The sequence below is a fragment of the Acidovorax sp. GW821-FHT10A04 genome (assembly GCF_059415825.1).
The window spans coordinates 439,735-465,374 of the sequence record NZ_JBWKNZ010000003.1; the positions used below are offsets into that span (position 1 = coordinate 439,735).

Sequence of the window (25,640 nt, forward strand, 5' to 3'; positions counted from 1 at the left end):
CCAGCGGGTTGTGAAGGGCGCCGACACCGTGTCGGCGGCTGGCTCCAGTACACCGCCGCGGTGTATGTGGCATGTGTCATGCACCCCCTGCAAGTGCATGGTGGTGTAGCGAAACCGACGCCGGATACACAGCCATACAAAGCCGCCGCCGGCAAAGAAACGGGCTCCCAAAACGCCACCGCCACCCTGAAGGTGGCGGTGGTGCGATGCGGGGAAGACAAACCGGAAAACTAGGGCGGCGGGAGGGCGCCACGCCGCCGCGGTGGCGGCGAGGCATTGGCGGACGGCACGGCACAGGGCCGGCCCGCGGGCTGGGCGAGCTCCGAGGCCAGGCCGCCGAACAGGAACAAGAGCGAGAACAACCATCTGCGCATGGCCCGCCTCCCTACCCTTCCTGCGCCTCGACCTGGGCGGCGAAGACATAGCCTTCGCTGCGCACGGTCTTGATGTAGCGCGGCTCGCGCGCGTCATCGCCCAGGCATTTGCGCAGGCGGCTGATCATGAGGTCGATGGAGCGCTCGAACAGCTCCGCCTCGCGCCCCTGGGTGATGGACAGGATCTGGTCGCGCGTCAGCACCTTTTGCGGGTGGTCCACGAGCACGCGCAGCAGCCGGTACTCGGCCCCGCTCAGGGGCACCATGGTGCCCTCCTTGTCCAGCAGGGCACGTTCCACGGTGTCCAGCCGCCAGTCGCCGAAGGCCAGGTAGCGTGCTTCCTCGGTGCTGCGCATGTTGGGTGGCAGCATGCGCGTGCGCCGCAGCACGGACTTGATGCGCGCCAGCAGCTCGCGCGCGGCAAAGGGCTTGGCCAGGTAGTCGTCGGCGCCCATCTCGAGCCCGAGCACGCGGTCGGCCTCGTCGCCACGGGCGGTGAGCATGATGATGGGCACGGCCTTGAACTTGCCGGCGCGCAGGTCGCGGCACAGCGTCAGGCCGTCTTCGCCGGGCAGCATCAGGTCCAGGATGATGAGTTCGAAGGGGCCGGCCGTCTCCAGGGTCTGGTGCATGTGCCGCCCCGTGGGCACGGTGGTGACGCGGTAGCCATTTTTCTGCAGGTAGGCGCTGACCAGGTCGCGGATCTCGCGGTCGTCGTCGACCACGAGGATGTGGTCGCTGGGGGCAACGGTGGTGCTCATCATGGGGATGCAGTCGGGGTATGGGCGGGTAGTTTCAGGCGCGCGCACAGGCCGCCCTCGGGGCGGTTGTGCAGGCTGAGCTCTCCGGCGAGCGACAGGGCCAGCTGGTGCGCGATGGCCAGGCCCAGGCCGGAGCCGCCGGTCTCGCGGTTGCGCGAGCCCTCGACGCGGTAGAAGGGCTGCAGCACTGCCAGCAGCTGCGCTTCGGGAATGCCCGGCCCGGCATCGCAGACGTCGATGTACAGGTGGTCCTGCTCCAGCCGCACGCGCATTTCTGCACGCTCGCCATATTTCAGCGCATTGTCGACCAGGTTGGTGAGGATGCGGCGCAAGGCATGGGGTCGCGTGGTGACGGGCACGGTGACCTCGCCCGCCATGGTGACCGGGCTGCCCGTGTCGGCGTAGTCGTTGGCGATGCTGCGCACCAGGGCATCCAGGTCCAGGCGGCGCAACTGCTCCTGCGAGCCCTGAAGGGTCTTGGCATAGCCCACGCCCTCCTGGACCAGCGTGCGCATGGCATCGAGGTCATGGCGGAACTTGTCGGCTTCGGGCATGCCCTCCAGGAGGTCGACACGCAGGCGCATGCGGGTGATGGGTGTCTGCAGGTCGTGCGATATCGCCGCGAGGATCTGCATGCGCTCGTTGAGGTAACCGGCGATGCGCCGCTGCATGGCATTGAAGGCGCGTGCGGCCTGCGCCACCTCGGCCGGCCCGCTTTCCGCCACGAGCGAGGGCTGCAGGTCGGGGCCCAGCTGGTCCGCCGCGGCCGCCAGCCGCTTCAGCGGCCGCGTGACCAGGCGCATGCCCACCCACGCACAGGCCGCCAGCACCACCAACTGGGCGAGCAGCAGCCAGGTGACCCAGTCCGAGACCGGCATCGGAACCCGGCGCGCGAGCACATAGAGCGAGGATCCATCACCGAGGCGCACCTGCATGCGCACCGTCTCCGGCATGTTCTCGATCTGGCCCACGGCCAGCACCGGGAACGGGCGCAGTGCCGTGGCCACGACTTCGACGAAGCGCGACAGGGCCGGCGATGCCGGGGGCGCGGTGTCCACGGCACCTTGCAGGGAGAAGGTGTAGTTGGGCCGCTCCAGGCGCTGGAGCCAGTCCTCCCGCTCGCTGGCGGGCAGCCGGTCCAGGATGGCCACCGAGCTGGCGATATCGCGCTCGACACCGCTGACCATCAGGTTCATGAGCGTCTGGCCCCGCTCGTAGCGGATGGCCACATAGGTCAGCAGCTGCGCGAGCGCCATGCCCAGCACCACGAGGAGCGTGGTGCGTGCCAGCAGGGTGGACGGCCAGAGCCGCCGCAGGAATGAAGGCACGGGCTTCCTTAGCAAATGGACCAGGGCATGGCGGGACGCAGGCAGGCCGTTCAGGCGACGGACAGATCGACCGCGATGTTGCCGCGGGTCGCCTTGGAATAGGGGCACAGCTGGTGCGCGCCTTCGACGATGGCCAGGGCCTTGTCACGGTCGACGCCGGGCACGCTGACCTTCAGGCGCGCCGCCAGCGCAAAGCCGTCCGGCCCCTGCACCAGGTCCACTTCGGCATCCACCGCCAGGTCGTCCGGCAGCCGCACGCCCGCGGTCTGCGCGGCGCGTGCCATGGCGCCCATGAAGCAGGCCGACCAGCCGGCAGCGAACAGCTGCTCGGGGTTGGTACCGGTGCCCACGGTGCCGAAGCGCGTGAGCGCGATGTCCAGCCGGCCATCGTCACTGCGCGAGGCGCCGGTGCGACCGCCGGTGGTGTGGGTGCGGCCTGTGTAGAGAACATTGTCTTGGGTGCTTGCTGCAGCAGTCATGGTGGGGTCCTTGGGGGAGTGTGTGCTTGTCGAAATGACGGCCGGATTGTTGAGGCGGACGGCGCTTTGCCCCAGCGGTTTCTTGACCCAATGTAGCCGGCCCATGGCTGCGTACAAAACCATACAAAACTCCCTGCCGCGCGCGCAGGTGGTGCGGCAGTTGCAGGTCCGCCATGCCAGGGCATGCGGGCCACGGGGCTGCCACCCACCTCACCCTCCCTGCAGCCGATTGCGCCCTTCGCGCTTGGCCGCGTACATCCATTGGTCCGCACGCCGCAGAAGCTGGGCCGCATCGTCCAGGGGCTGGGCACAGGTCAGCCCCATGCTGACGGTCACCCCACGCCCCGGCACGAATCGGGACCAGTCATGTGCCTGCACCTGCTGCCTGAGCCGTTCACACACCAGGGAGGCATCACCCAATGCCTGTCCCCACAGCAGAATGACAAACTCCTCGCCGCCAATGCGCGCCACGAAGTCGCCCCCTCGCACGCCGCCGGTCAGCAACTTGGCGGTCTCGCGCAGCACGGCGTCCCCGACGTCGTGGCCCCAGCCATCGTTGATCTGCTTGAAGTGGTCAATGTCGATGATGGCCAGCGAAAATCCCTCCACCTGGCCATGCCGCATCGGAAGCACGGCCATCAGGCGGGCGTCCAGTGCGCGCCGATTGGCCAGCCCGGTGAGCGGGTCCAGCAGGGATTTTTGCGTCGCCACATCGGCGCGCTCGCGGAGCTCTTGCGCTTCAAGCCGCAACTGCGCGAGTTCCTGCTGGGCAATTTCCATCCTCACCTCGCCCAACAGCACGCGCGCCTGGGCGGTCAGGCTCAGTTCACGGTCGCGGCGCACCTGCACCATCATGGACTCCAGTGCCGCCAGGGCCTGCGCATCGGAGCCAGCAGCCTTGAAGGCACGGTACCGGGATCTCCACCACCACCGGCGGCATCCTTCGTTGCGCTGGGCCGCGGCCGCATCCACCCGGTGGTCCAGCGCTTCGCAGGCCTCGGCCGCGCGCCCGCTGGCCAACAGCCAGTCCGCGTTGAGCAGTTCGTTTTCTGCACGGGCATCAGGGGCTTTCGCCTCGATGGCGAATGCGCGGTGCCGATCGACCGCGACACGCATCTCCGCAAGCCGCCCCAAGGCCTCCAGGGCCAGGCATTCGATCTCGGCGCAGACCATTTTCCAGCGTACATGCCCGCGCGCGAGCGCCTTCGCCCTCTGCACCACGGCCAGGGCCTCGCGCAGATGCGCAGCCTGCGCTTCGGTCGGAGCCAGCGGGCCCGGCAGGTGGGCGAGCTGGCGCCCGGATCGGCACAGTGCGCCTGCGAGATTGACGACCGCGGCGAACTGCGCCACCTTGTCACCGTCACGTCGGGCCTCTTCATCCGCCTTGTGCAAGAGGGTGATCGCATGCGCAGGGTCGCCCAGCAACTCCACCACGCCCGCCAGGCTGGAGAGGCTGCGCGACACCAGCCCGGGCGCTCCCAGGGTGCGTGCCCGCCCCAGTGCCCACATCGCCTCGGGCAGCGCCTCGTCAGCCCGCCCGAGCTGGCACCAGGCCCGGGTCAGGGTGTTGCGCAGCTTGATACCGACCCCATGCAATTCGAGCGCGTCGGCCTCCGCCAGGGCTGCGTGGGCACTCTCTGCCGCCTTTTCGCTCTCGCCCCGGCGCAGCTGGTGCTCGGCCAGCCAAGCGGACGCCAGCGCGGCTTCGGGCCGCAGCCCGCATTCCCTGGCGGTTTGCAAGGCCCGCGCAGCGATCTCGGCCCCGGCGTCGTGCGCCCCCACCAGACTGGCTGCTTCGCAGTCTTGCAGGTCGGCCAGAAGTTGGTCTGTGCGTTCCATGGTCTATGGCGCCTGGTGCTGCGGGATGACGGGTTCTAGAACAGGTCCCGTGAATATCGCACAGAGACCGGGCCTCGGTCATTCCCGTTGCAAATAGCCGCATGAAAGCCTGCCCCGCCATATCGGTTGGCCGCAGATGAGGGCCTCGGCGTGTTCCGCCCATTGCCAGTCGCAACCCCCGCTCCCGCATCGATCCGCGGCGAGAAACCCATGGCAGCCCCCTGCCTGACAGCTGCGCTCACCTGATTGGCGCCGGTGCCCTGCTCAAGCGCTGTAGACCTCCCACTTGCCCGTGCGCAGGCCGTGCATCAGTTCCTGCAATTCCTTGTCCAGTGCCCGATCTTCGACCACCAGTGGAATGGCCCCTGAGAGATCGGCCAGGAAGTCCCTGAGAGGGGCTGGCAGTGGGAGCTTGCTGATCCGCAGACGCAGTTCCAGCGCTTGCCGGGCCGCTATGAGCATGCCGGCAGCGACCTGCTCGGTCAGCTCGAGCACCCGCAGGGCATCGCGTGCGGCGATGGTCCCCATGCTGACCTTGTCCTGGTTGTGGCATTCGGTGGATCGCGAGAAGACGGAGGCCGGCATGGTTTGCTTCAACGCCTCTGCGGTCCAGGCCGACACGCTGATCTGAAGGGCCTTCAGGCCATGGTTGATGGCGGCGCGAGGACCGGTGGAGCCCGAAAGATTGGACGGTAGCCCATGGTTGTAGCGCTGGTCGACCAGCAGCGCCAATTGCCGGTCCATGAGGTCCGCCAGGTTGGCGACCGTATTTTTCAGGGTATCCATGGCAAGCGCTATGTGTCCTCCATAGAAGTGCCCACCATGCAGTACCCGCTCGCCCTCCGGGTCGATCAAAGGGTTGTCATTGGCGCTGTTGAGTTCGTTTTCAATCAACTGGCGAAGGAATGGCAATGCATCGCCCAACACGCCGATCACGTGGGGCGCACACCGCAACGAATAGCGGTCCTGCAGACGCTTTTCATTCCTTGCCGGCTTTTCGGACATCAGGTCTTCCCGGATGCGCTTGGCCGCCAGCTGGGGGCCGGCATGCGGCTTGGCCTGGAACAGTTTCTCATCAAAGTGATGTGCATTGCCGTCGCTGGCCCACACATTGCACGCCGTCAATCGGGTGCTGAGGCGCTCGAGGCTTTGCGCGCGCAACCATGCGATGCAGGCCAGCCCCGTCATCACGGAGGTCCCGTTCATCAGGGCCAGTGCTTCCTTGGGGCGCAGCCGCAAGGGTTTGAGCCCGATGTCCTTCAACGCGTCTGCGGCGAACTTCTTCGTTCCCTGGTGCCAAACCTCACGCTCTCCGCACAACACGGCCGCAACGTACGACAGGGGTGTCAGGTCCCCGCTGGCGCCCACCGACCCCTCCGAGGGAATCAGGGGCAATACGTCGTGGACCAAGAGTTGTTCCAGCTGCACCAGCAACTCCCAACTCACGCCGGAGACGCACTGGCACAGCGAATTGAGGCGTGCCACCAGAATGGCCCTCGTCTCCTCTGGCGTAAAGAGCCGGCCAGCGCCAATGCCATGGTAGGTATACAGATGGTGGGGCAGTTCCGAAACCAAGTCCGCAGGAATCTGAACCGTGCAGGAATCGCCGTAGCCCGTGGTGACCCCATAGATCACCCCGTCTTCAACCAGCAGGCGATCAAGAAACTGGGCTCCTGCATCAATCCGCTGGCGAAATGTCTCCGATTGACCGAGCGATGTACGCCGCTTGCCGGTAGCGATGTCGACAACCTCCTCGATCGTGAGCCTGCTTCCGTCCAGGATGACGGTGGTGGGTGATTTTGTTTGCATGGCCAAAGTCTAGCCGTGCACACATCTTCACCATGGGCCCCCATCCGGACCTGTGGTCGCCAGCCCGTTGGCGTCAGCGATCTTCCACCACAGGCTCGGATCTCACCGGCCGTTCAGGGCCATGGTGCGCAGGGTGTCGCGTCCACGGAGCGTGTCGGTGCTGCCTACAGCGCTGTGGCTGTCGATGCCCTTGAAGGCCGAGCCGAATGCGCGCGCCGCCCCACCGCCGACAGCCTTGCCCACCGGCCCGATCTATCCACGCAAGCCGTGGATGAGGCTGTGGATATCTCCGTGGTATGTGCCGCAGAGGCAGCATCGACGCGGGTCCTGACGGAGTGCTCAATTACCAGGCAGGGCAGAGCACGGCTGATTTCCGCAATGCAGGAAAAGCCGGACAGACCTTGTCTTCATCCGACGAACCTTGTTGGGCGTAGTCAGCGAAACCCTTGCCGCACCCCGCTCACTCCACCGTGACGCTCTTGGCCAGGTTGCGCGGCTTGTCCACGTCGGTGCCGCGCGCGCAGGCCGTGTGGTAGGCCAGCAGCTGCAGGGGCACCACGTGCAGCAGCGGGCTCAGCGGGCCGTAGTGCTCAGGCATGCGGATCACATGGATGCCTTCGCTGCTCTCGATGCGGGTGTCCGCATCGGCCAGCACGTAGAGCACGCCGGCGCGGGCGCGCACCTCCTGCATGTTGCTCTTGAGCTTTTCCAGCAGCGCATCGTTGGGCGCCACGGTGACCACGGGCATGGCGCTGGTGACCAGGGCCAGGGGGCCGTGCTTGAGCTCGCCGGCCGGGTAGGCCTCGGCGTGGATGTAGCTGATCTCCTTGAGCTTCAAGGCGCCTTCGAGCGCAATGGGGTAGTGCAGGCCCCGGCCCAGAAACAGGGCGTTCTCCATGCGCGCGAAGTCCTCGGCCCAGTTGATGACCTGGGGTTCGAGCGCGAGCACGGCCTGCAGGGCCACGGGCAGGTGGCGCATGGCCTTGAGGTGCGCGGCCTCCTGCTCGGCCGTGAGCCGGCCCTTGGACTGCGCCAGCGCCAGCGTGAGCAAAAACAACCCGGCCAGCTGGGTGGTGAAGGCCTTGGTGCTGGCCACGCCGATCTCCACGCCGGCGCGCGTGATGTAGGCCAGCTTGCACTCGCGCACCATGGCACTGGTGGCCACATTGCAGATGGTCAGCGTGTGCTGCATGCCCAGGCTTTGCGCGTGGCGCAGGGCGGCCAGGGTGTCGGCCGTCTCGCCCGACTGGGTGATGGTGACCACCAGGCTGCGCGGGTTGGGCACGCTGGTGCGGTAGCGGTACTCGCTGGCCACTTCGACCTGGGTGGGGATGCCGGCGATTTCTTCGAGCCAGTACTTGGCGGCGCAGCCGCTGTAGTAGCTGGTGCCGCAGGCGAGGATGAGGACGCTGTCGATCTCCTTGAACACACGCCAGGCGGCCGTGCCGTCGGCCCCGTCGAACAGCTCGGGCACGATGCCCTCCACGCCTTCGAGTGTGTCGCTGATGGCGCGCGGCTGCTCGAAGATCTCCTTTTGCATGTAGTGGCGGTAGGGGCCGAGCTCGGCCGCGCCGCTGTGCGCCTGTACCGTGCGCACGGGGCGCTGCGCGGGGGTCAGCGCCTCGCGGCCCTTGCCCACGATCCAGTAGCGACCCAGCTGCAGGTCGACCAGGTCGCCCTCTTCGAGGTAGACGATCTGGTCGGTCACGCCGGCCAGGGCCATGGCATCGCTGGCCAGGAAATGCTCGCCCGCCACCGAGCCGCCACGGCCCGAGCCCACGCCCAGGATCAGCGGCGAGCCAGCGCGCGCACCCACCACGCGGTGCGGCTCGTCCCGGTGCATCACGGCGATGGCGTAGGCACCGTGCAGCTGGGCCACGGCGGCCTGCACGGCCTCGAACAGGTCGCCGCTGTAGTGGCTGTCGACCAGGTGGGCGATGACTTCGGTATCGGTCTGGCTGGTGAACACGTAGCCGCGGGCCTGCAGGGCGGCGCGCAGTTCCTCGTGGTTCTCGATGATGCCGTTGTGCACCAGGGCCACGCGGCCCGGCGTGCCGGCCGCGTCGCCCGTGCCGTGGCTGAAATGCGGGTGGGCGTTGTGCACCTCGGGCGCACCGTGCGTGGCCCAGCGGGTGTGGGCGATGCCGGTGGCGCCGTCCACTTGGTCGGCCTGCACCTGTTCGAGCAGTTCGGCCACGCGGGCCGTGCTGCGGGCGCGCTGCAGGCCGGCCGGGCGGCTGGCATCGAGGCTCGATGCATGCACGGCCACGCCGCAGGAGTCATAGCCCCGGTATTCGAGCCGCTGCAGGCCCTGCACAAGAATGGGAACGATGTTGCGCGTGGAGACCGCGCCGACGATGCCGCACATGGATTGCTGCTCCTGTTGGATGGATGGCGCAATGGTAGGCAGCGCAGATTGGAATTTGTGATTGATATTTTGATAATAGTGAACTTAAATTTCACATAAACCATCTCGTGAAATAAAATTCCAAAAATATGGAAATTTCGGAATCAATCACCTTAGACCACGTGGATCTGCAGTTGCTGAACCTGCTGCAGACCGACGCCGGCCAGAGCAACCAGGCTCTGGCCGAGCAGGTGCATGTCTCGCCACCCACCTGCCTGCGCCGGGTCAAGCGGCTGCACGAGGTGGGCCTGATCGAGCGGCAGGTGGCCCTGCTGCAGCCCGACCGCCTGGCCGCCGTGCAAGGCCATGGCCTGGCCTGCATCGTCGAGGTGTCTCTGGACCGGCAGGATGTGCAATCACTCGACGCCTTCGAGGCCCGTGCGGTGGAGCACCCCGCCGTGCAGCAGTGCTGGCGCGTGTCGCCCGGGCCGGACTTCATCCTGGTGGTGCACACGCGCGACATGCCGGGCTACCTGGCGTTGTCGCAGCAGCTGTTCACGGGCGATGCCAATGTGCGCAACGTGAAGGCCTTCTTCAGCACCAAGCGCGCCAAGTTCGGCACGGCCATCCCGCTGCAGGGGCCGTGAGCCGATCCGCGGCCCCCCCGCCATCGACCCGGCGGGGCGGCGGGGCATGCCATTTGCCGCTGGCCTCTACCGCCGGGTAAAGGTAAGCTCACCGCGCCCCTCCCCGCTGCCCCTTCGCCTGCGCACCCTTTTCTCCATGGCCACCTACGAACAACAGATGCCCCGGCGCGTGTACCCGCTGCGCGTGCTCGGCATGGGGCTCGGTGGCGTGGTGGTGGCCGTCGTGCTGTGGCAACGCCAGGCATCTCTGCTCGCCTGGCTGGGCATGGTGCTGCCCTGCTTCGTCTGGCCTCATGTGGCCTACCAGCTCGCGCGGCGCAGCGCCGACCCCTACCGCGCCGAGATCCGCAACCTGCTCACCGACTCGGCCCTGGCGGCGGCCCTGGTGCCGCTGATGCACTTCAGCCTGCTGCCCAGCGTGCTGCTGTGCACGCTGACCATGGTGGACAAGATCACCACCGGCATCCGCGGGCTGTGGGCCCGGTCCATCCCGGCCATGCTCGCGGGCGGTGCGGCCGGAACCCTGCTCACTGGCGTGCACTGGTCGCCCGAGAGCCCCCTGCCCATCATCCTGGCCTGCCTGCCGGTGATGGCGCTGCACACCATCTCGGTCAGCGTGGTCAGCTACCGGCTAATCCGCAAGGTGTCGCAGCAGAACCTGCTGCTCGACGAATTGCGCCGCGTGGACACGCTGACCGGCCTGTACGGCCGCGGCCACTGGCAGGAGCAGGCCGAGGCCGCGCTACGGCGCCACCATGCCAGCCGCGAGCCGGCCTGCATGCTGATGATGGACATCGACAGCTTCAAGCAGATCAACGACCAGCATGGCCACAGCGTGGGCGACGAGGTGATCCGCGCGGTGGCCCATGTGGTGCGCGGCAACGTGCGCGCCACCGACTGCGCAGGCCGCTACGGGGGAGACGAGTTCGCCATTTTGCTGACCGGCATGGCCGTGGAGGAGGCCGTCGCCGTGGCCGAGCGCATCCGCGCGCAGACCGAGGCCGTCCGCCTGCGCGACATGCCGGCCCTGCGCATGACCACCAGCATCGGTGTGGCGGCCGTGCACCCGCGCCATGGCAGCCTGCGCGCCTGGATGGACGCGGCCGATGCCGCGCTCTACGTGGCCAAGAACGCCGGGCGCAACCGCGTCACGGACAGTTCCGCCGATGCGGGATCCGCCACGGCGCCGCAACTGGCGACCTCAGACCGCTGACAGCGGCGGGCTTTCGATGGCCGGTAGCCGGGGCGAGCCCCGCAACAGATAGATGTCCATGATCCAGCCATGCTCTTGACGCGCAGCGGCACGGGTGCGTTCGATGCGCGGGCCGGCCTCGGCCAGGGGCCCGCTGTCCAGCAGTTGCTGGGGCATGCCCAGGTAGGCGCCCCACCAGATATGCAGGCCCTCGGGCGGCAGCGCCCTGAAGCTGCACTGCCCGTCCAGCATCACCACGGCCGTGTCCACGCCCGCAGGCCAGCCTCGCTCGCGCAGCTGGCGGCCGGTGGTCACTACGAAGGGCTGGCCGATGTCGTTCAAGGGCACGGCATGGGCGGCGGCCAGCGCCTGCACCGAGGTGATACCAGCCACCACCTCCACCCGCACCGGCGCGGGCTGCATGCGCGCCGCGATGCGCAGCGTGCTGTCGTACAGGGCGGGGTCGCCCCAGACCAGCAGGGCGACACGCAGCACCTCGGGCATGGGACTGTCGACGGCACGGGTGATGGCGTCCTGCCAGCAGCGGGCGATGGCGGCGTGCCATTCGTCGACCTGGGCCAGGTAGTCGTCGCCCTGGCTGCGACGCACCGGCATGTCGAAACCGGCGATGCGCGGGGCAGGCGCCACCAGCACCTCGTCGCACAAGGCCTGGCGCAGTGCGGCGAGTTCGGCTTTGTCCTCGCCCTTGTGCGGCAGCAGGATCAGGTCGGCCGCATTCATGGCCGTGATGGCCTGGCGGGTGAGGTGGTCGGGGTTGCCCGTGCCGATGCCGATCAGCACCAGGGCCACCGGCGGCAGGCCAGGGCCGGCAGGCGGGCGCATGTTCGTGGTCATGCGCTCAAGGACTGGTCCCGTGCCGTGTCCAGCGCCGAGCCCTCGGGCAGGTCCGGTGCCGGGAAGCGCGGTGCCGTGCCCAGGGGCCGGTAGCGGCGGTCGTAGTCGGCCGCATAGAGCCGGCTTTCGGCAAACGCCTCGGCCTGCAGGCTGCGCCCCACCAGGATCAGCGCCGTGCGCTCCATGCTGGCGGCCACGGCCTGGGCCAGCGTGCCCACCGTGGTGCGCACCACGGCCTCGTCGGGCCAACTGGCACGCCAGACGATGGCCGCCGGGCAGTCGGCGCCATAGTGCGGCAGCAGCTCGGCCTGCACCTTGTCGGCCATGTGGATGGACAGGTGGATCGCCAGCAGCGCCCCCGTGGCGGCAAAGGCGGCCAGGTTCTCGCCCTCGGGCATGGCGGTGGCGCGGCCCGAAGTGCGTGTCAGCACCACCGACTGGCACAGGCCGGGCAGCGTGAGCTCTGCGCCCAGCGTGGCCGCGGCCGCCGCGAACGAGGGCACGCCGGGAGTCACGGTGTAGTCGATGCCCGCCGCGCGCAGGCGCCGCAGTTGCTCGCCCATGGCGGACCAGACCGACAGGTCGCCCGAATGCAGGCGCGCCACGTCCTGACCGCGCGCATGGGCGGCGGATATCTCGGCCATGATGGCATCGAGGTCCATGGCCGCGGTATTGACGATGTGCGCGCCCGGCGGGCAGTGCGCGAGCAGCTCGCGCGGGATCAGCGAGCCGGCGTACAGGCAGACCGGGCAACGGCCCATGAGGTCGCGCCCGCGCACGGTGATGAGGTCGGCAGCGCCGGGGCCGGCGCCGATGAAATGCACGGTCATGCCGTTGCTCCTTGGGTCAGCGCGGCGGCCTGGCGTGCTGCGCCTGCCACTGCCATACAACAATCGAAAGGGGCCGGGTGGCGCAAGGCCACGGCCAGCGTGGCACTGCCATCCTCGGCCACCAGGCGGGGCCGCAGCAGCTGCGCCTGCGGCCCGGCGGCAGCGAGCGCAGCCGCTTCGGCCACGCTGCCGGTGCCGTAACGGGCCTGCAGGCGCGGCGACTGCGTGGCCACCGGCTGGCAGCGCAGGGCATCCACCGGCACCGCCAGCACTGGCGCGGGTGCAGGGCCCAGCCAGCCGGCCAGCGCCGGGTGCTGCTCCTTGCCCTGCAGCACGGCCACGGCGCAAAAGCGGTCCACCGGCCCAGGCAGCAGGGCTTGCGCCTGCAGCCACAGGGCCTGCAAGGCGGCAGGCGTGGCCTGCGCGCGCAGGCCCACGCCGACCACCAGGCAGGCGTGCGGCGGGGCGGCAAGGCCGGCCATCACCGCTGCCAGCTCCACTGCACCAGCGGGCGCGCAGCCTTCCAGCTGCGCATGCGTCCCAGTGGCTCGGCGCTGGACAGCTCCAGCCGCAGCAACTGGCCGCCATGCTCGGCATGCAATTGCACCAGCAGGGCTTCGGTCTCCAGGGTCACGGCGTTGACCACCAGCCGGCAGCCGATGGGCATCAGCGCCTGCAAGGCAGCGAACAGGCCCGCATCGAAGCCACCGCCCACGAACACCGCCTGGGGCACCGCCAAACCCTGCAGCGCATCGGGCGCCAGGCCATGCACCACCTGCAGCACCGGCTGCAGGCCAAAGCGCGCCGCATTGCTGCGGATGTTGTCGGCCCGCACCGCATGCTGCTCCACGCTGCTGGCCACGCCGCCGGCCAGGCACCACTCCACGGCCACCGAGCCCGAGCCCCCGCCGATGTCCCACAGCCGCTCACCGCGCCGGGGCGCCAGGGCCGCCAGCGTGAGCGCCCGGGCCGGGGCCTTGGTGATCTGGCCGTCGTGCGCATACCAGCCGTCGCCACGCCCGGGGACCTGGGGCAAGGCGGGTCCGCCTGCGGCCCGCAGGGCCACCGCCACCGGGGCCCTGGCCGGGTCAGCGGCCAGCACGGCGCAGGCCTCGTACGCCTGCAACGCGCGGCAGCGCTCGCGCGGGCCGCCCACGGACTCCATCACCCACAGCGCGCTCGCACCCCAGCCCTCCTGGGTGAGCCATGCGGCCAGCTCGGCCACGGCCGGACCACCCTGCAGCAGCACGATGCACTGCCCGCCCGGCGCCAGGCGCGGCAGCAACTGCTGCAGCGGGCTAGCATGCAGGCCCAGGCAGTCGGTGGCCTCCAGCCGCCAGCCCAGGCGGGCCGCCACCAGCGAGAATGTCGAGGGCTGCGCGTGGCAGCGCCACTCCTGCGGGGCCAGGTGCGCCGCGAGGCTGCCACCCGCACCGAACCAGAACGGGTCGCCCGAGGCGAGCACCACCACGCGCTGCCCACGCAGCGCCAGCACGGGTGCAGTGTCGAACGGCACGGGCCAGGGGCGGCCGCGCCCACCGGCCTGTGCCAGCGCCAGGTGGCGCGGGCCGCCGAAAATCACCTGGGCCTGGTCGAGCGCCCGGCGCGCGGCGGGTGCCAGCCCGTCCAGCCCGTCCTCGTTCAGGCCCACCAATGTCAACCACGGATCAGCCATGACGCATGTTCTCCTGCTGGGCGGCACCAGCGGCGCCAGCCAGCTGGCGCAGGCCCTGCGCCAGGCACGGATACCTGCCGTGTTTTCCTACGCGGGTGCCACGCAGGCCCCCGTGGCACAGCCCCTGCCCACGCGTTGCGGCGGCTTTGGCGGCGTGCACGGGCTGGTGCAGTTCATTCGCGGCCAGGGCATCACCCACGTGGTGGATGCCACCCACCCCTTTGCCGCGCAGATGAGCCGCAACGCCTGTGCGGCCTGCGACGCCACGGGCGTGCCTCTGCTGGCGCTGGAACGCGCACCCTGGCAGGCCGAGGCCGGAGACCGCTGGCTGGACGTGCCGGACATGGCGGCGGCGGCCCAGGCCTTGCCCGAAGATCCCGCGCGGGTGTTTCTCGCCATAGGGCGCAAGCAACTGGATGCCTTTGCCGGCCGGCACCAACACCATTACCTGCTGCGCCTGGTGGATGCGCCGCAGCCGGGAAGCCTGCCGCTGGCCGACACCACGGTGGTGCTGGGCCGCGGCCCTTTCAGCGCCGCGCACGACCAGGCATTGCTGCAGGCCCATGGCATCACCTTGCTGGTGGCCAAGAACGCCGGGGGCGAGGCCACGCGCGGCAAGCTGCTGGCGGCGCGCGCGCTGGGGCTGCCGGTGGTGATGGTGCAGCGCGCCCCGCTGCCGCAGCGCCCGCGCACCGAAGAGGTGGGCACCGTGCTGCATTGGATCACTCATGGCGTGCTGCCCGAGGCGGCGGGCAAGGTGCCTTCCAGCCCATAGAAGCGCGGGGTGTAGACCCAGCGGCCCACCAGCCGCGTGCTGCTGTTGCCCACCAGCACCACGGTGCGCATGTCGGCCATGTCGGGGCTGGCTTCGGCCAGCGTGCACACCTGCAGCGCCTCGTCGGGCGTGGACACGGCGCGCGCAAAGACCATGAGCCGCGTGGGCTCGCAGTGCGCGCGCAGCAAGGCCAGCAGGCGCACGAAGCCCTCGGGCCGGCTGCGCGAGCGCGGGTTGTAGAAGGCCATGGCGAAGTCGGCCTCGGCCGCCAGCTGCACGCGCCGGGCGATCACCGGCCAGGGCTTGAGGTTGTCCGAGAGGTTGATGCAGCAAAAGTCATGGCCCAGCGGCGCACCGGCGCGCGCCGCGGCGGCCAGCATGGCAGTGATGCCGGGCAGCACCTGCACGTCCAGCGCCTGCCAGGCGGTGGCCTGTTCGGGCGGCGCCTGCTCGATGGCTTCGAACACGGCCGCGGCCATGGCAAACACCCCGGGGTCGCCCGACGACACCACCACCACCTGCCGCGCCTGCGCCGCCAGCGCCAGTGCCTGGCGCGCCCGGTCCAGCTCCACCCGGTTGTCCGACGCATGCCAGGCCACCGCCGGGGCCTGGCCCTGCGCCTGCCACAGCGCACGGGCCCGCTCCACATACGGCAGGTAACCCACCACGTCGGTCGCGGCCTGCAGGGCGGCGGCCACTTCGGGCGTGACCTGCGCGAGGGCCCCGGGCCCCAGGCCCGCCACGGTCAGGCGGCCGGGGGTCTGGCCCGGGCTCACCAGGCGGCCTCCGGCCGGCGGCCCTGGCCATGCACCAGCACGATGGCGAAGTAGGGGCAGGCCTCGTCGCTCACCTCGGTCAGTTTGGCCACCTGCTGGCTGGCCGTGGTGCCGTTCTGCACCAGCCAGGCAGCACCGAGCCGTCCCGTGCGCTGCAGCGCCCGGCGGATGCGCGGCAGGTTGCGCCCGACCTTCATCACCACCAGGGCATCGGCGGTCTGCATGCGCCGCACCAGTTCATCCTCGGGCAAGGTGCCGGTCATCACGCTGAGCACGTCGTCACCCCAGGTGATGGGCTCGCCCGTGGCGTGCCAGCAGCCCACCATGCCGGGAATGCCCGGCACCACCTCCAGGCGCACGGCGGCGCGCTCGCGCAGCCGGGTGTACAGGTGCATGAAGGAGCCATACAGGAAGGGATCGCCTTCGCAGAGCACCACCACCTGCTCGGTGCGCGCCAGGGTTTCCAGGCGGGGGCACCAATCGTCGTAGAACGCCGCGAGCTGGGCCACGTACTCCGGGCTGTCCACGGGCAGCTCGGTGGTCACGGGGTACTCCATGGGGTATTCGGTGGCCTCCGCTGCCAGCAGGCCGTCCACCACCTGGCGGGCCTTGCCCGGGCGCCCCTTCTTGCGGAAGAAGGCCACGTGGCGCGCGCTGCGCACCAGGCGGTGCGCCTTCACCGACATCAGCTCCGGGTCGCCGGGGCCCAGGCCCACGCAGACGATGCCGGGCGCCGCCTGCGCCACCGCCATGGCCTCACTCGGCATGGCTGGCCAGGGCGTTGATGGCGGCCACGGTCATGGCCGAGCCCCCCAGGCGGCCGCGCACGACCATCGCGGGCACGGGCAGGTCCTGCATCAGTGCCTCCTTGGACTCCCTCGCGCCGACGAAACCCACCGGGCAGCCGATGATGGCCGCCGGGCGCGGGCAGCCGGGCTGCTGCAGCAGGTTGAGCAGGTGGAACAGGGCCGTGGGTGCATTGCCGATGGCCACGATGGCGCCCGCCAGATCAGGCCGCCACAGCTCCACCGCGGCGGCGCTGCGGGTGGTACCCATTTCGTGGGCCAGCGCCGCCACGCGCTCATCCTGCAGGGTGCAGAGCACCCGGTTGTGGGCGGGCAGGCGCTTGCGGGTGATGCCCTCGCTGACCATGCGCACATCGCACAGCACCGGGGCACCCTGGCGCAGTGCCTGCTCTGCCGCCTCGGCCATGCCGGGGGAGAAGGCCACATGGGGTGCCAGCTCGACCATGCCGGCCGCATGCACCATGCGCACCACGACACGTTCCTCGGTGGGGGTGAATCGGTCCAGGGACGCCTCGCGGCGGATGGTGGCGAAAGACTGCCGGTAGATCTCGGCGCCATCGGTTTCGTAGCGGTGCAGCATCAATTCTTTTCAAACAACAGGCCGGGATTGTCCTGCAGTGCGGACAGGTCCACGTGCTCGACCGCCTCGTCCGCGGCGCGCCCCTGCCGCACCACCGCGAAAACCGGTTCGCCGGTGGTGGGCTCAGCGCGCAAGGTCACCGTGGCGGGCGCCTGGCGCGCGCAGCCTTTGGCGCAGCCCGCCACGTGCAGGTGGGCCTGGGGCGGCACATGGGCGGCCAGCGCCAGCGCCAGTGCCTGCGTGGGGGCCTGGGCCTGCGGGCACCCGGGAGCCCCCGTGCAGGCCGAGACACGCAAGCGGGCATCGCCGGGTTGGGTCACCCAGTCTGCGGTCACGTCCAGGCCGGCGGTGTGCCAAAAGCCGGGCGGCCTGACCGCGGAGGCACCGGATTCGACCAGCAGCATGCGCCAGGGGGTCACGCGCAGGCCGCAAGCGCTGCCACGCAAGGCCCACACCAGCCGGGCCAGTGCCTGCGCCGGCAAGCGCCCCAAAGGGGCGCCCACCAGCGTGCCGATGCCGGGCAGGAAGCCGGGCTGCGGGCCGGGCCGCGTGGAATCCGTGCCGTGGCCGTGGGTGGCGCGCACCCAGTGAACCCCTGGCGGCCGCCCGGCGGGCCAGGGGGCCGCCGGCGTGGCGGCGGCCCGCAGGCGCTCCAGTTCGCCGGCATGTGCCGCCAGGCGCCCGGGCCGCCGCCCCGCGGTGCGCTGCGCCAGGCAATGCGCGGCAAACCACCGCGCCAGGGCCAGCCCCGCGGCGGCGGCCTGCGCAGGCCCCGCCGCCGCCAGCGCCCAGGGCAGGCCATCCGGCTGTACCTGCCAGGCCGGGGGGTGCGTTCCCGCAACCCTGTGCATGCGGATGTCGGCAGGCACCGCCTGCAGCCAATGCGAATGGCCGCCGTCGATGGACCAGCCGAACTTGGCGGGCAGCGCATCCAGGCCATCGGCCTCGGCCAGCCCCTGCAGCAGCGCCTTTGCCAGCGCCTGCACGCCATCGCCGGGCCGGTGCAAGGGGTCCAGCACCACATTGCGCAGGCGCTCGCGCTGCACGTCCACATCCAGCAGCCCGCAGCCCGCCAGGGCCCGCAGCACCGCGGCATGCCGCGCAGGGTCCACGCCGCGCAACTGCACATTGGCGCGGCTGGACAGTTCCAGAATGCCCGCCCCGTGCGTGCGGGCCAGGCGCGCCAGCCGCCATGCCTGGTGCAGGGTCAGCCGCCCCAGCGGCGGGCGCACGCGCACCACCAGCCCATCGCCCGAGGCCATGGGTTGCCAGGCACCGGGGCACCAGCCCTGGACTTGCGGGGTGTGAAGGGGTTGGCGGGCGCCAGGGCCCTGGTTCGGCATGCCTCGGTCGGTCAGGGCTGCGGCCACTCGAGGCGGACCGCGCAGCCCTGGCCCGGCGTACCGGCGGCCGTGATCTGCGCGCCATGGCGCTGCGCGATCACCCGGCACAAGGCCAGGCCGGTGCCCACGCCCTCGAATTCCGTCTCGCGGTGCAGGCGCTGGAACACGCCGAACAGCGATCCCGCGCGCGCGGGGTCGAAGCCCGTGCCGTTGTCGCGCACGGTCACGGCCACGCGCCCGCCCGCCAGCGGCTCGGCGCCGATGTGGATGTGCGCCACCGCCTGGCCGCGTGTGAACTTGAGTGCATTGCCCAGCACCTGCACCAGCAGCTCGCGCAACAGGCCAGGGTCGGCATCGAGCGCGGGCAGGTCGGGTGCCAGGTGCCATTGCACCTCGCGCCCGGCCTCGGCCGCGGCCAGGTCGGTGCGCGCCTGGGCCACGGCATCGGCCAGTGCCACGGTTTCGCAGCGCAGCGGCGCGCGCGTGGTCCGCGTGATGGCCAGCAGGCCGTCGATCATGAGCCCCATGCGCCGGGCCGACTGGTCCATGGTGGCCAGGAAGCCCAGCGCCTCCTGCAGCTCGGGCGCCTGCACCACATCGGCCGGCAGCTCGCCCAGCACCTCGCGCACCAGCGTGCCGTACGAGGTCACATGGCGCAGCGGCGCGCGCAGGTCGTGCGAGACGGCGCGCAGGAACTCCTCCTGCGCAGCGGCCATGTCGGCCAGCTGCTGGCGGCTGCGCGCCAGCTCGGCGCGCAGGGCCTCCACGCTCTGGGGGATGTCGTCGTCGCTCATGGCGCAGGCCTCCTGCTCAGCTCAAGCCTTGGGCTGCTTCGTGGGACGCTGCCAATTGGCAATGGCCACCTGCTTGCCACGGGCCACGCCCAGCGAGCCGGGCGGCACGTCCTTGGTGATCGTCGACCCGCCGCCCACTGTGGCGCCGGCACCGATGGTGACGGGCGCCACCAGCACACAGTTGCTGCCGATGTGCACGTCCGCCTCGATCACCGTGCGGTGCTTGTTGGCGCCGTCGTAGTTGGCGGTGATGGCGCCGGCACCGTAGTTCACACGCTCGCCCACCGTGGCGTCGCCCAGGTAGGCCAGGTGGTTGGCCTTGGCACCATCGGCCAGGGTGGAGTTTTTCACCTCCACGAAGTTGCCGATGTGCACTTCGCGGCCCAGTTGCGCACCGGGGCGCAGGCGCGCGAACGGGCCGATCAGCGCGCCCTCGCCCACGCTGGCACCGAGCTTCTCGCCGTCGATATGGGTGTAGGGGTGCACCACCGCACCGGCAGCGATGCGCGCGTTGGCGATGCAGCAGTTGGCACCGATCTGCACGCCCTCGCCCAGCTCCACGCGGCCGGTGAAGAGGCAGTTGGCGTCGATCTCCACGTCCTGCCCGCACACCAGCTCGCCGCGCACGCCCGTGCGCACGTCGTCGCGCAGGTCGAAGCGGGCCGGGTCGGCCAGGCGCACGCCCTGCTCCAGCAGCGCACGGGCCTGGCGCTGCTGGTGGGCGCGCTCGAGCTCGGCCAGTTGCAGCGGGCTGTTCACGCCCGCCACCTGCAGGGCATCGGTGATGCGGTGGGCCACCACGGGCACGCCATCGGCCACGGCCATGGCGACGATGTCGGTCAGGTAGTACTCGCCCTGGGCGTTGTCGTTGGTCAGGCGCGCCAGCCAGGGGGCCAGCAGTCGGGCCGGCACGGCCATGATGCCGCTGTAGACCTCGGTGATGGCGCGCTGCGCCTCGCTCGCATCCTTGTGCTCGACGATGCCCTGCACGGCGTCGGAGCCGTTGCGCACGATGCGGCCATAGCCCGTGGGGTCAGGCAAGGTGACGGTGAGCAGTGCCAGTTTTTCGCCGCCGCCGGCGGCCACCAGCGCGCGCAAGGTGTCGGCCTGGGTCAGCGGCACATCGCCCGAGAGCACCACCACCGTGCCGTCGTCGCGCAGGTGGGGCACCGCCTGCTGCACGGCATGGCCGGTGCCCAGCTGCGGCTCCTGCCGCACGAAAGCGAGTTCCACACCGCCAGCGGGCGCGCCGCGCGTGGCGGCCTCCACCTCGGCCGCGCCATGGCCGGTGATCACCGTGGCGCTGCGCGCCTGCAGATGGGCCGCCTGGTCCAGCACGTGGTGCAACAGGGGGCGCCCGCCCAGGCGTTGGAGCACCTTGGGGAGGCGGCTTTTCATGCGCGTGCCCTTGCCGGCCGCCATGATGAGGATGTCGAGTTGCGTCATGGAAATGCGAAATGGGGGTGCCCAGGCCAGTGTGCAGGACGGCACGCCAGGTGGCGCACGGGCACGGAACGGCGATTATCGGCTGCGCAGCGGCCACGCCGCTGGCCAGGCGCCTGCCTACAGCAGCGGCAGCAGGCGCGGCGGCGTGTCGTAGTACTCGGCAATGCGTTCGAGCGCGCGGGTATTGAGCAGCCGCAGCCGGCCGTTCCTTAGATCGTGCAGGCCCAGCAGCGCCAGGCGGCGCAGGGTCTTGTTGGTGTGCACCAGCGACAGGCCCAGGGCATCGGCGATGTGCTGCTGGTTGAGCGGGAAGGCCACGCTGCCATCGGCATCCACCAGGCCCAGGCGGTCGAGCCGGCGGTACAGGTGCATGAGCAGCATGGCCACGCGCTCGGTGGCGTTGCGCCGCCCGGCGGTCAACAGGTGATCGTCCACGTGGCCCTCCTCGTGGGCCGCCAGCCAGGTGACGTCGTAGCCCAACCGCGGATGCTCGGCAAACACGGCCCACAGGCTGTCGTTCTGGAAGACGCACAGCGTGCAGTCCGTGAGCGCCTCGACGCCATGCGCCGACAGGTCGCCGAACTCCTGCTGCAGGCCCACCAGGTCCCCCGGCAACAGGAAGTTCAGGATCTGGCGCCGCCCGTCGCTCAGTGTCTTGTAGCGAAACGCCCAGCCCGAGTAGAGCGTGAACAGGCGGGAGTTGACCTGGCCCTCGTGCACCAGGGCGCCGCCGGCCGGCACCGGTTGGGTGGCGGAGCGAAAGCCCTCGATGAAGTCCAGCACCTGGGGCTCCACGGGCGTGAAGGCACCGGTCCTGCGCAGTCGGCATTCATGGCAGCGCGGCGGGCACGCTTGGGGCGGCAGGGTGGCGTTCATCGTGGCGCCATTCTAGGGAGCCGGCCACCGTCCGAGGCACCCACCGGTGGGCATTTTTTTGCGGTGTTGGACCCGCGCCATGGATCGCCACGGCCTTTTTCGTGCACGCAGTCCTGCTATGTCTTTTGACATTGCGCCGCTGTCAGCGCCGTCCTACATTGCGCCGCACCTATGACCCCTGCCCACAGCCTGTATGAAGCCTTGTACGTGAGTACCCTGGCACCCGACCAGCCCGCCAGTGTCGTCGCCGAGATCGCCGGCCATGCCCGCGTGAAGAACGCCAGCCTGGGCATCACCGGCCTGCTGGTCTTCGATGGCATGCGCTTTTGCCAACAACTGGAGGGCACGCAGAAGCAAGTGCTCAAGCTCACCGAGCGCATCCGCAACGACCCGCGCCACACGGGGGTGGAGGTGCTGCACCATGGCCTGCTCGCCGAGCGGCGATTTCGCGGGTTCAGCCTGGCCTTCACGTCGGTGGACGACACCGAGGTGCTCGTGCGGCTCGAACAGCTCGATGGCGAGGCCGCGATGGCTGCCTTCGAGGTGCTGCGCGCTGAGCTGCATCGCTAGCGCCAAAGACAACGGCCGCCGGAATGGTCCAGGCGGCCGTCTCGTTGGGGAGCGCCATGCGGAGCCAGCCAGCGCCGGCCACCGCGTGGTCGCACATCAGGCGCAGCAGGGCGTTCCGTCCACCGAGGGCACCGAGGTCACACCCAGCGCGGCGCGCTTCCACCAGGCCGGTGCCGAGCGCTCGGCCAGGCCCGTCCAGCGGTACTGCAGGCGCTGGTTGCCCAGCGTCTCCACCACCGCATGCTGGCCCGCTGCGACCCACAGGGTCTGGCCAGCCTGCAGGAAGACGTCGCCGGCGGATTCGCTGCTGGAGCCGTGCGGGCCGTCGTCCAGGGTCACCCAGGCCTGGCCTTCGGCGACGCGCAGTGCCATGGCCTTGCGCGGCTTGAGGCTGGCGGCCTCGCCGGGCTTGAGCGTGCAGATGTCCTTGGCCGCAACGCGGCGGAAGGCGCTGGATGGTTGCAATTGCAGAACATTCGATGCAGTCATGGCTTTCTCCTGGTAAACCCTGTAGGCCTCTATGGTGCGCTTGTGCTTGATGCGCGTCCAATGAATTGCAAGGGCCTGATTGATTCAAGTTCGGCATCAATCCAAAAACGGCCGGATACCGGTGACGGCCAAATCGCGCTCAAGCGTGCATGCGCACTCGCTGGGGTGCTATCCGATGCAGAGCAAACCGGGCCAGGCCGGCGGCCAGTCGACCGCTGGCGCCCAGGGTCTTGGCCACCGCGGCGACCACGGCACGACCGCCCTGGCCGAGCGCGCAGACCAGGTCGCGCAGCGGCTGCGCCACGCCCAGCTCCCAGTCCAGCGCCGGATCGGCCTCCAGGGAGGCGACGGGTGCAATGTCCCAGCAGAAGGCCACCGCACTGGGCGCCCCGCCACGCAGGAACCAGGACTCCATCACCACCTGCTGGCCCGGTTCGATGACCAGGGTCTGCCCCTGGAGCAGCACGACGTCCTCGGTGGCCTGCTCGGGCTGGCCGGGCCTGGCACCCACCGAAAGCCATACCCGGCCCTGCGAGATTTCAAGCACACTGCGCTCACGCGGGTTCAGCGTGATGGCACGGCCCGCGTCCAGCTTCCAGCTTCCGGCCAACACGCGGCCGGCCGCGGAAGCGATGGCGGATTGTTGCGATTCCAGAACGGTACGGGACAGCATGGTGGGCTCCTTGGTGTTTGAAAAAAACGTTGTAGAGCCTGGATGATCTGCTCGTAGCGGCCTTCGGTCCAATGAAAACGCGGTACGCTATTGATGCTTACAGCGCATGAATAAATTTTCAAATCAGAGCATGCAGAACGCCGACCCCACCCCTGCCCTCTCGCGCACCCGCCCCGTGGCCGTTGGCCACTGGCGGGCCTTCCTGGCCGTGGCCCGGCACCTGAACTTCCGTGCCGCCGCCGATGAGCTGGCCCTGACCCAGTCGGCCGTGAGCCGCCAGATCCAGTCCCTGGAGGACGAGGTGGGCGTGCCCCTGTTCCTGCGCCACACGCGTGCGGTGGAGCTGACCAGCGCCGGTGCCCAGCTGCAGCGCTCGGTGGCGCCAGCGCTCGAACGCATGGACGCCTCGGTGCGCCTGGTGCGCCAGACGGCAGGGCGCAAGAGCGTGGCCATCAGCACCTGGGCCAGCTTTGCATCGATGTGGCTGATACCGCGCATGGAAGAGTTCCAGCGCGACAACCCGGGCATCGACATCCGCATCGACGCCACCGACGTGCCGGTGGACCTGGAAACCTCGGACGTGGACCTGGCGCTGCGCTACAGCCTGCCCTCCACCACCCCGCCCGGCGCGGTGCGCCTGTGCGGCGAGCAGTTGGCCATCGTGGCCAGCCCCTGGCTCATCAAGAGCAGCCCACCCGTGCGCACCCCCGCCGATGTGGCCCAGTTCACGCTGATCGAGGCCGGCGACGCCCACCGCAGCACGCACCTGGAATACCTGAGCTGGCAGCGCTGGTTCGAGAACCAGGGCCACCCCAAGCTGCAGCCGCAGCGCTGGCTGTATTTCAACTACGCACACCAGATCGTGCAGGCGGCCCTGAGCGGCCAGGGCCTGGCGCTGGCCCGCATGCCGCTGATTGCCGACGCACTGGCCGCGGGCGACCTGGTGGAGCTGCTGCCCAACCACCGGCTGGATTCGCCGCTGGCCTACTGGCTGCTGGTGGGGCCGCGCAGCGCCCACCGCCCGGAGATCAAGGCCTTCTGCGCCTGGCTGGAGATCCAGGCCAAGGCCACGCGCGAGGCCGTGGGCGATGTGCCCGACCCGGATACCGTCGACGACTTCGACTGAGACCGCCAACAGCTTGCCAGTCTCCGGCGCGCCCTGCCCCGCCGGCCGCCATCACCAGGCAGGGCGGCAGGCAGGGCAAGGCATGCCGGAAATCGTTAGCTTCGAACGAGCCCCTCGTAATCGACGTTGGTGAAGCCCGGGATCGGCACCTCGCCGGGCCGGTTGCCATTGCGCTGCAGCTCGTCCACCACGTAGTCGGCCACGCAGTTCACCAGCAGTTGCTGCGGGTCTTCCATGATGCGGCGCAGGCGCGCCACGCAGGCGGCCTGGTCATCGAGGCCGTGGATGGGCGGCATGTCGCGCTGCGCATCGGGCGAGAACACATAGGCCGGGTGGTGCGCGAACATCTGGCGCGACACCTCCACGCTGGTGCGCGTGTGCATCCACAGCCGGCGGTAGGTCTGCTCCAGGCCGGCCAGCGCGGCCTGGTCCTGGAATTGGTCGACAGAGAAGCCGGGCGCATGCGGTGCGACGTACAGGCGGTCGGCCGGCATCCGGCCATCGCTCACGCGCCAGACCAGGTTGCACATGCTGTTGGACGACCAGGTCACCCCCGCCGTGGGCCGGCCCGACTGGCCGCTGACCAGCACCATGGCGCGCGCCCAGTCGATGCCGCTGCCATGCAGCCAGGCGCCGATGCGAAAGGCGATGTCCACATAGGCCAGGCCGAAGGTGGCGAACATGATGGCGTTCATGGACACCGGCAGCACGCCGGCTGGCGGGTCGAAGTACTGCGCCGCCAGGGCGTCGAAGTCGAGCAGTGACGCATCCACCAGCGCACGCTCGACATAAGCCTCGGTGGCATCGAGCGTGTAGGCCACCAGGGCGGCGATCTTCGCCTCCTGGCCCGCAAAGGCCGGCAGGTTCACGTGCTGGCGCCACATCTCGGCGACATTGGCGCCGCGCACGCGCGCGATGTGCGGCAGCAGGCCCTGCAGCGGGGTGCGCCAGCCGGCGACGTCATCGGGCGCGAGCTCGCGCCGGCGCGCCACATAGGCGATGGCCAGGGGCAGGTGCGAGATGGCCGTGAGCTCGATGAAGCCACGCGTGGACTTGCGAAAGCTTTCCATGCGCGGCGCGGCGCCCCGGCCCGGGAACAGTGCGATGTCCGAGGCGGTGGACACCAGCAGCGGGTTGCCGGCCTGCTGCTCCAGCATCAGGGCCGTGAGCTCGGGCCCGATGGCGCCCGGCCCGCCGGTGAAGGCATGGAACAGGCCCGCGAAATCGGCTTGGGGTTGGTACATGGTGTG

27 protein-coding genes are annotated in these 25,640 nt (G+C 69.9%); 5 read left to right on the top strand and 22 right to left on the bottom strand.

The annotated features are described in order from the left end of the window. Positions 1–230 precede the first annotated feature (230 nt). The 8 genes from AC07PF_RS09690 to glmS form a co-directional block, all read right to left on the bottom strand. A complete protein-coding gene (locus tag AC07PF_RS09690) occupies positions 231–374 on the bottom strand; it encodes a hypothetical protein (protein ID WP_494611697.1) in 144 nt (47 codons plus the stop codon). Positions 375–385: 11 nt separating this feature from the next. Beyond that, positions 386–1,138 (bottom strand): response regulator, encoded by a 753-nt coding sequence (locus tag AC07PF_RS09695; protein WP_494611698.1) that lies wholly within the window; start codon positions 1,136–1,138, stop codon positions 386–388. Then, positions 1,135–2,463: an ATP-binding protein gene (locus AC07PF_RS09700; RefSeq protein ID WP_007855028.1), complete on the bottom strand. Its 1,329-nt coding sequence runs from the start codon at positions 2,461–2,463 to the stop codon at positions 1,135–1,137. Before AC07PF_RS09700 ends, AC07PF_RS09695 begins: the two co-directional genes overlap by 4 nt. A gap of 50 nt (positions 2,464–2,513) precedes the next feature. Continuing rightward, positions 2,514–2,942 (bottom strand): organic hydroperoxide resistance protein, encoded by a 429-nt coding sequence (locus tag AC07PF_RS09705; protein WP_494605441.1) that lies wholly within the window; start codon positions 2,940–2,942, stop codon positions 2,514–2,516. Between the two features lie 210 nt (positions 2,943–3,152). Beyond that, positions 3,153–4,781, bottom strand: a complete 1,629-nt coding sequence (locus tag AC07PF_RS09710; protein ID WP_494611699.1) for a GGDEF domain-containing protein — start codon at positions 4,779–4,781, stop codon at positions 3,153–3,155. A gap of 264 nt (positions 4,782–5,045) precedes the next feature. Beyond that, positions 5,046–6,590 (bottom strand): HAL/PAL/TAL family ammonia-lyase, encoded by a 1,545-nt coding sequence (locus tag AC07PF_RS09715; protein WP_494611700.1) that lies wholly within the window; start codon positions 6,588–6,590, stop codon positions 5,046–5,048. A gap of 102 nt (positions 6,591–6,692) precedes the next feature. After that, entirely contained in the window at positions 6,693–6,833 is a 141-nt protein-coding gene (locus tag AC07PF_RS09720; protein WP_494605436.1) for a hypothetical protein, read from the bottom strand. Between the two features lie 217 nt (positions 6,834–7,050). After that, positions 7,051–8,958, bottom strand: a complete 1,908-nt coding sequence (gene glmS, locus AC07PF_RS09725) for a glutamine--fructose-6-phosphate transaminase (isomerizing) (RefSeq protein WP_494611701.1) — start codon at positions 8,956–8,958, stop codon at positions 7,051–7,053. 128 nt (positions 8,959–9,086) lie between these two features. Between glmS and AC07PF_RS09730 the strand changes: the two genes are divergently transcribed. After that, complete coding sequence (locus tag AC07PF_RS09730; protein WP_494605432.1) at positions 9,087–9,584, top strand: Lrp/AsnC family transcriptional regulator; 498 nt, start codon at positions 9,087–9,089, stop codon at positions 9,582–9,584. A 136-nt stretch (positions 9,585–9,720) separates the two neighbouring features. Continuing rightward, the gene (locus AC07PF_RS09735) at positions 9,721–10,797 is read left to right on the top strand and encodes a diguanylate cyclase (protein WP_494611702.1); all 1,077 of its coding nucleotides are present in this window, start codon (positions 9,721–9,723) and stop codon (positions 10,795–10,797) included. Here AC07PF_RS09735 and cobF read toward each other — a convergent pair. From cobF to cbiE, 4 genes are read right to left on the bottom strand one after another with little or no spacing between them, the layout of a single operon-like run. Then, the gene (gene cobF, locus AC07PF_RS09740; RefSeq protein ID WP_494611703.1) at positions 10,786–11,631 is read right to left on the bottom strand and encodes a precorrin-6A synthase (deacetylating); all 846 of its coding nucleotides are present in this window, start codon (positions 11,629–11,631) and stop codon (positions 10,786–10,788) included. The two genes, AC07PF_RS09735 and cobF, sit on opposite strands and share 12 nt — an antisense overlap. Then, positions 11,628–12,461, bottom strand: a complete 834-nt coding sequence (gene cobM, locus AC07PF_RS09745) for a precorrin-4 C(11)-methyltransferase (protein WP_494611704.1) — start codon at positions 12,459–12,461, stop codon at positions 11,628–11,630. The genes cobF and cobM overlap by 4 nt, the downstream gene beginning before the upstream one ends. Further along, positions 12,458–12,943 (bottom strand): cobalamin biosynthesis protein, encoded by a 486-nt coding sequence (locus AC07PF_RS09750; RefSeq protein ID WP_494611705.1) that lies wholly within the window; start codon positions 12,941–12,943, stop codon positions 12,458–12,460. Before AC07PF_RS09750 ends, cobM begins: the two co-directional genes overlap by 4 nt. Then, entirely contained in the window at positions 12,943–14,136 is a 1,194-nt protein-coding gene (gene cbiE / locus AC07PF_RS09755; RefSeq protein WP_494611706.1) for a precorrin-6y C5,15-methyltransferase (decarboxylating) subunit CbiE, read from the bottom strand. The genes AC07PF_RS09750 and cbiE overlap by 1 nt, the downstream gene beginning before the upstream one ends. Between cbiE and AC07PF_RS09760 the strand changes: the two genes are divergently transcribed. Beyond that, a complete protein-coding gene (locus AC07PF_RS09760; protein ID WP_494611707.1) occupies positions 14,135–14,911 on the top strand; it encodes a cobalt-precorrin-6A reductase in 777 nt (258 codons plus the stop codon). The two genes, cbiE and AC07PF_RS09760, sit on opposite strands and share 2 nt — an antisense overlap. Here AC07PF_RS09760 and cobJ read toward each other — a convergent pair. The 7 genes from cobJ to AC07PF_RS09795 all read right to left on the bottom strand — a co-directional run bounded on the left by cobJ (position 14,863) and on the right by AC07PF_RS09795 (position 21,532). Next, positions 14,863–15,687, bottom strand: a complete 825-nt coding sequence (gene cobJ / locus AC07PF_RS09765; RefSeq protein ID WP_007852789.1) for a precorrin-3B C(17)-methyltransferase — start codon at positions 15,685–15,687, stop codon at positions 14,863–14,865. The genes AC07PF_RS09760 and cobJ overlap by 49 nt on opposite strands. Next, complete coding sequence (gene cobI, locus AC07PF_RS09770; protein ID WP_494611708.1) at positions 15,684–16,454, bottom strand: precorrin-2 C(20)-methyltransferase; 771 nt, start codon at positions 16,452–16,454, stop codon at positions 15,684–15,686. The genes cobJ and cobI overlap by 4 nt, the downstream gene beginning before the upstream one ends. Further along, positions 16,444–17,073 carry a precorrin-8X methylmutase gene (locus tag AC07PF_RS09775; RefSeq protein WP_494611709.1) on the bottom strand — a complete coding sequence of 210 codons (630 nt, stop codon included), beginning with the start codon at positions 17,071–17,073 and terminating at the stop codon, positions 16,444–16,446. Before AC07PF_RS09775 ends, cobI begins: the two co-directional genes overlap by 11 nt. Continuing rightward, entirely contained in the window at positions 17,073–18,335 is a 1,263-nt protein-coding gene (locus AC07PF_RS09780; RefSeq protein WP_494611710.1) for a ferredoxin-like domain-containing protein, read from the bottom strand. Before AC07PF_RS09780 ends, AC07PF_RS09775 begins: the two co-directional genes overlap by 1 nt. Before the next feature lie 92 nt (positions 18,336–18,427). Next, positions 18,428–19,210 carry a sensor histidine kinase gene (locus AC07PF_RS09785; RefSeq protein ID WP_494611711.1) on the bottom strand — a complete coding sequence of 261 codons (783 nt, stop codon included), beginning with the start codon at positions 19,208–19,210 and terminating at the stop codon, positions 18,428–18,430. Between the two features lie 21 nt (positions 19,211–19,231). After that, a complete protein-coding gene (gene glmU / locus AC07PF_RS09790; RefSeq protein WP_494611712.1) occupies positions 19,232–20,656 on the bottom strand; it encodes a bifunctional UDP-N-acetylglucosamine diphosphorylase/glucosamine-1-phosphate N-acetyltransferase GlmU in 1,425 nt (474 codons plus the stop codon). A 117-nt stretch (positions 20,657–20,773) separates the two neighbouring features. Beyond that, complete coding sequence (locus AC07PF_RS09795; RefSeq protein WP_007856977.1) at positions 20,774–21,532, bottom strand: Crp/Fnr family transcriptional regulator; 759 nt, start codon at positions 21,530–21,532, stop codon at positions 20,774–20,776. Between the two features lie 171 nt (positions 21,533–21,703). On the opposite strand from AC07PF_RS09795, the gene AC07PF_RS09800 reads away from it, so the two are divergent. After that, positions 21,704–22,102 carry a BLUF domain-containing protein gene (locus AC07PF_RS09800; RefSeq protein ID WP_007856976.1) on the top strand — a complete coding sequence of 133 codons (399 nt, stop codon included), beginning with the start codon at positions 21,704–21,706 and terminating at the stop codon, positions 22,100–22,102. Positions 22,103–22,198: 96 nt separating this feature from the next. Here AC07PF_RS09800 and AC07PF_RS09805 read toward each other — a convergent pair whose 3' ends face one another. Both AC07PF_RS09805 and AC07PF_RS09810 read right to left on the bottom strand, forming a co-directional pair. Beyond that, positions 22,199–22,591, bottom strand: coding sequence for a DUF2917 domain-containing protein (locus AC07PF_RS09805; protein WP_007856974.1), 393 nt, complete (start codon positions 22,589–22,591; stop codon positions 22,199–22,201). A 139-nt stretch (positions 22,592–22,730) separates the two neighbouring features. Beyond that, complete coding sequence (locus tag AC07PF_RS09810; RefSeq protein WP_494605407.1) at positions 22,731–23,264, bottom strand: DUF2917 domain-containing protein; 534 nt, start codon at positions 23,262–23,264, stop codon at positions 22,731–22,733. A gap of 130 nt (positions 23,265–23,394) precedes the next feature. Here AC07PF_RS09810 and AC07PF_RS09815 point away from each other — a divergent pair, with 130 nt between their 5' ends. Then, positions 23,395–24,390, top strand: a complete 996-nt coding sequence (locus tag AC07PF_RS09815; RefSeq protein ID WP_007856970.1) for a LysR substrate-binding domain-containing protein — start codon at positions 23,395–23,397, stop codon at positions 24,388–24,390. A 95-nt stretch (positions 24,391–24,485) separates the two neighbouring features. Here AC07PF_RS09815 and AC07PF_RS09820 read toward each other — a convergent pair whose 3' ends face one another. Further along, a complete protein-coding gene (locus tag AC07PF_RS09820; RefSeq protein WP_494611713.1) occupies positions 24,486–25,634 on the bottom strand; it encodes a DUF5624 domain-containing protein in 1,149 nt (382 codons plus the stop codon). Positions 25,635–25,640: the final 6 nt, after the last annotated feature.

Coding starts and splice junctions, on each gene's coding strand:
- cbiE (WP_494611706.1), bottom strand. CDS start 14,136: ATGGCTGATCCGTGGTTGACATTGGTGGGCCTGAACGAGGACGGGCTG.
- AC07PF_RS09780 (WP_494611710.1), bottom strand. CDS start 18,335: ATGGCCTCGGGCGATGGGCTGGTGGTGCGCGTGCGCCCGCCGCTGGGG.
- AC07PF_RS09695 (WP_494611698.1), bottom strand. CDS start 1,138: ATGATGAGCACCACCGTTGCCCCCAGCGACCACATCCTCGTGGTCGAC.
- AC07PF_RS09795 (WP_007856977.1), bottom strand. CDS start 21,532: ATGAACGCCACCCTGCCGCCCCAAGCGTGCCCGCCGCGCTGCCATGAA.
- AC07PF_RS09710 (WP_494611699.1), bottom strand. CDS start 4,781: ATGGAACGCACAGACCAACTTCTGGCCGACCTGCAAGACTGCGAAGCA.
- cobM (WP_494611704.1), bottom strand. CDS start 12,461: ATGACCGTGCATTTCATCGGCGCCGGCCCCGGCGCTGCCGACCTCATC.
- cobF (WP_494611703.1), bottom strand. CDS start 11,631: ATGACCACGAACATGCGCCCGCCTGCCGGCCCTGGCCTGCCGCCGGTG.
- AC07PF_RS09760 (WP_494611707.1), top strand. CDS start 14,135: ATGACGCATGTTCTCCTGCTGGGCGGCACCAGCGGCGCCAGCCAGCTG.
- AC07PF_RS09815 (WP_007856970.1), top strand. CDS start 23,395: ATGCAGAACGCCGACCCCACCCCTGCCCTCTCGCGCACCCGCCCCGTG.
- AC07PF_RS09785 (WP_494611711.1), bottom strand. CDS start 19,210: ATGAGCGACGACGACATCCCCCAGAGCGTGGAGGCCCTGCGCGCCGAG.
- AC07PF_RS09705 (WP_494605441.1), bottom strand. CDS start 2,942: ATGACTGCTGCAGCAAGCACCCAAGACAATGTTCTCTACACAGGCCGC.
- glmS (WP_494611701.1), bottom strand. CDS start 8,958: ATGTGCGGCATCGTCGGCGCGGTCTCCACGCGCAACATCGTTCCCATT.
- AC07PF_RS09735 (WP_494611702.1), top strand. CDS start 9,721: ATGGCCACCTACGAACAACAGATGCCCCGGCGCGTGTACCCGCTGCGC.
- AC07PF_RS09715 (WP_494611700.1), bottom strand. CDS start 6,590: ATGCAAACAAAATCACCCACCACCGTCATCCTGGACGGAAGCAGGCTC.
- AC07PF_RS09810 (WP_494605407.1), bottom strand. CDS start 23,264: ATGCTGTCCCGTACCGTTCTGGAATCGCAACAATCCGCCATCGCTTCC.
- glmU (WP_494611712.1), bottom strand. CDS start 20,656: ATGACGCAACTCGACATCCTCATCATGGCGGCCGGCAAGGGCACGCGC.
- AC07PF_RS09820 (WP_494611713.1), bottom strand. CDS start 25,634: ATGTACCAACCCCAAGCCGATTTCGCGGGCCTGTTCCATGCCTTCACC.
- cobI (WP_494611708.1), bottom strand. CDS start 16,454: ATGCCGAGTGAGGCCATGGCGGTGGCGCAGGCGGCGCCCGGCATCGTC.
- AC07PF_RS09730 (WP_494605432.1), top strand. CDS start 9,087: ATGGAAATTTCGGAATCAATCACCTTAGACCACGTGGATCTGCAGTTG.
- AC07PF_RS09805 (WP_007856974.1), bottom strand. CDS start 22,591: ATGACTGCATCGAATGTTCTGCAATTGCAACCATCCAGCGCCTTCCGC.
- AC07PF_RS09800 (WP_007856976.1), top strand. CDS start 21,704: ATGACCCCTGCCCACAGCCTGTATGAAGCCTTGTACGTGAGTACCCTG.
- AC07PF_RS09750 (WP_494611705.1), bottom strand. CDS start 12,943: ATGGCCGGCCTTGCCGCCCCGCCGCACGCCTGCCTGGTGGTCGGCGTG.
- AC07PF_RS09775 (WP_494611709.1), bottom strand. CDS start 17,073: ATGCTGCACCGCTACGAAACCGATGGCGCCGAGATCTACCGGCAGTCT.
- AC07PF_RS09690 (WP_494611697.1), bottom strand. CDS start 374: ATGCGCAGATGGTTGTTCTCGCTCTTGTTCCTGTTCGGCGGCCTGGCC.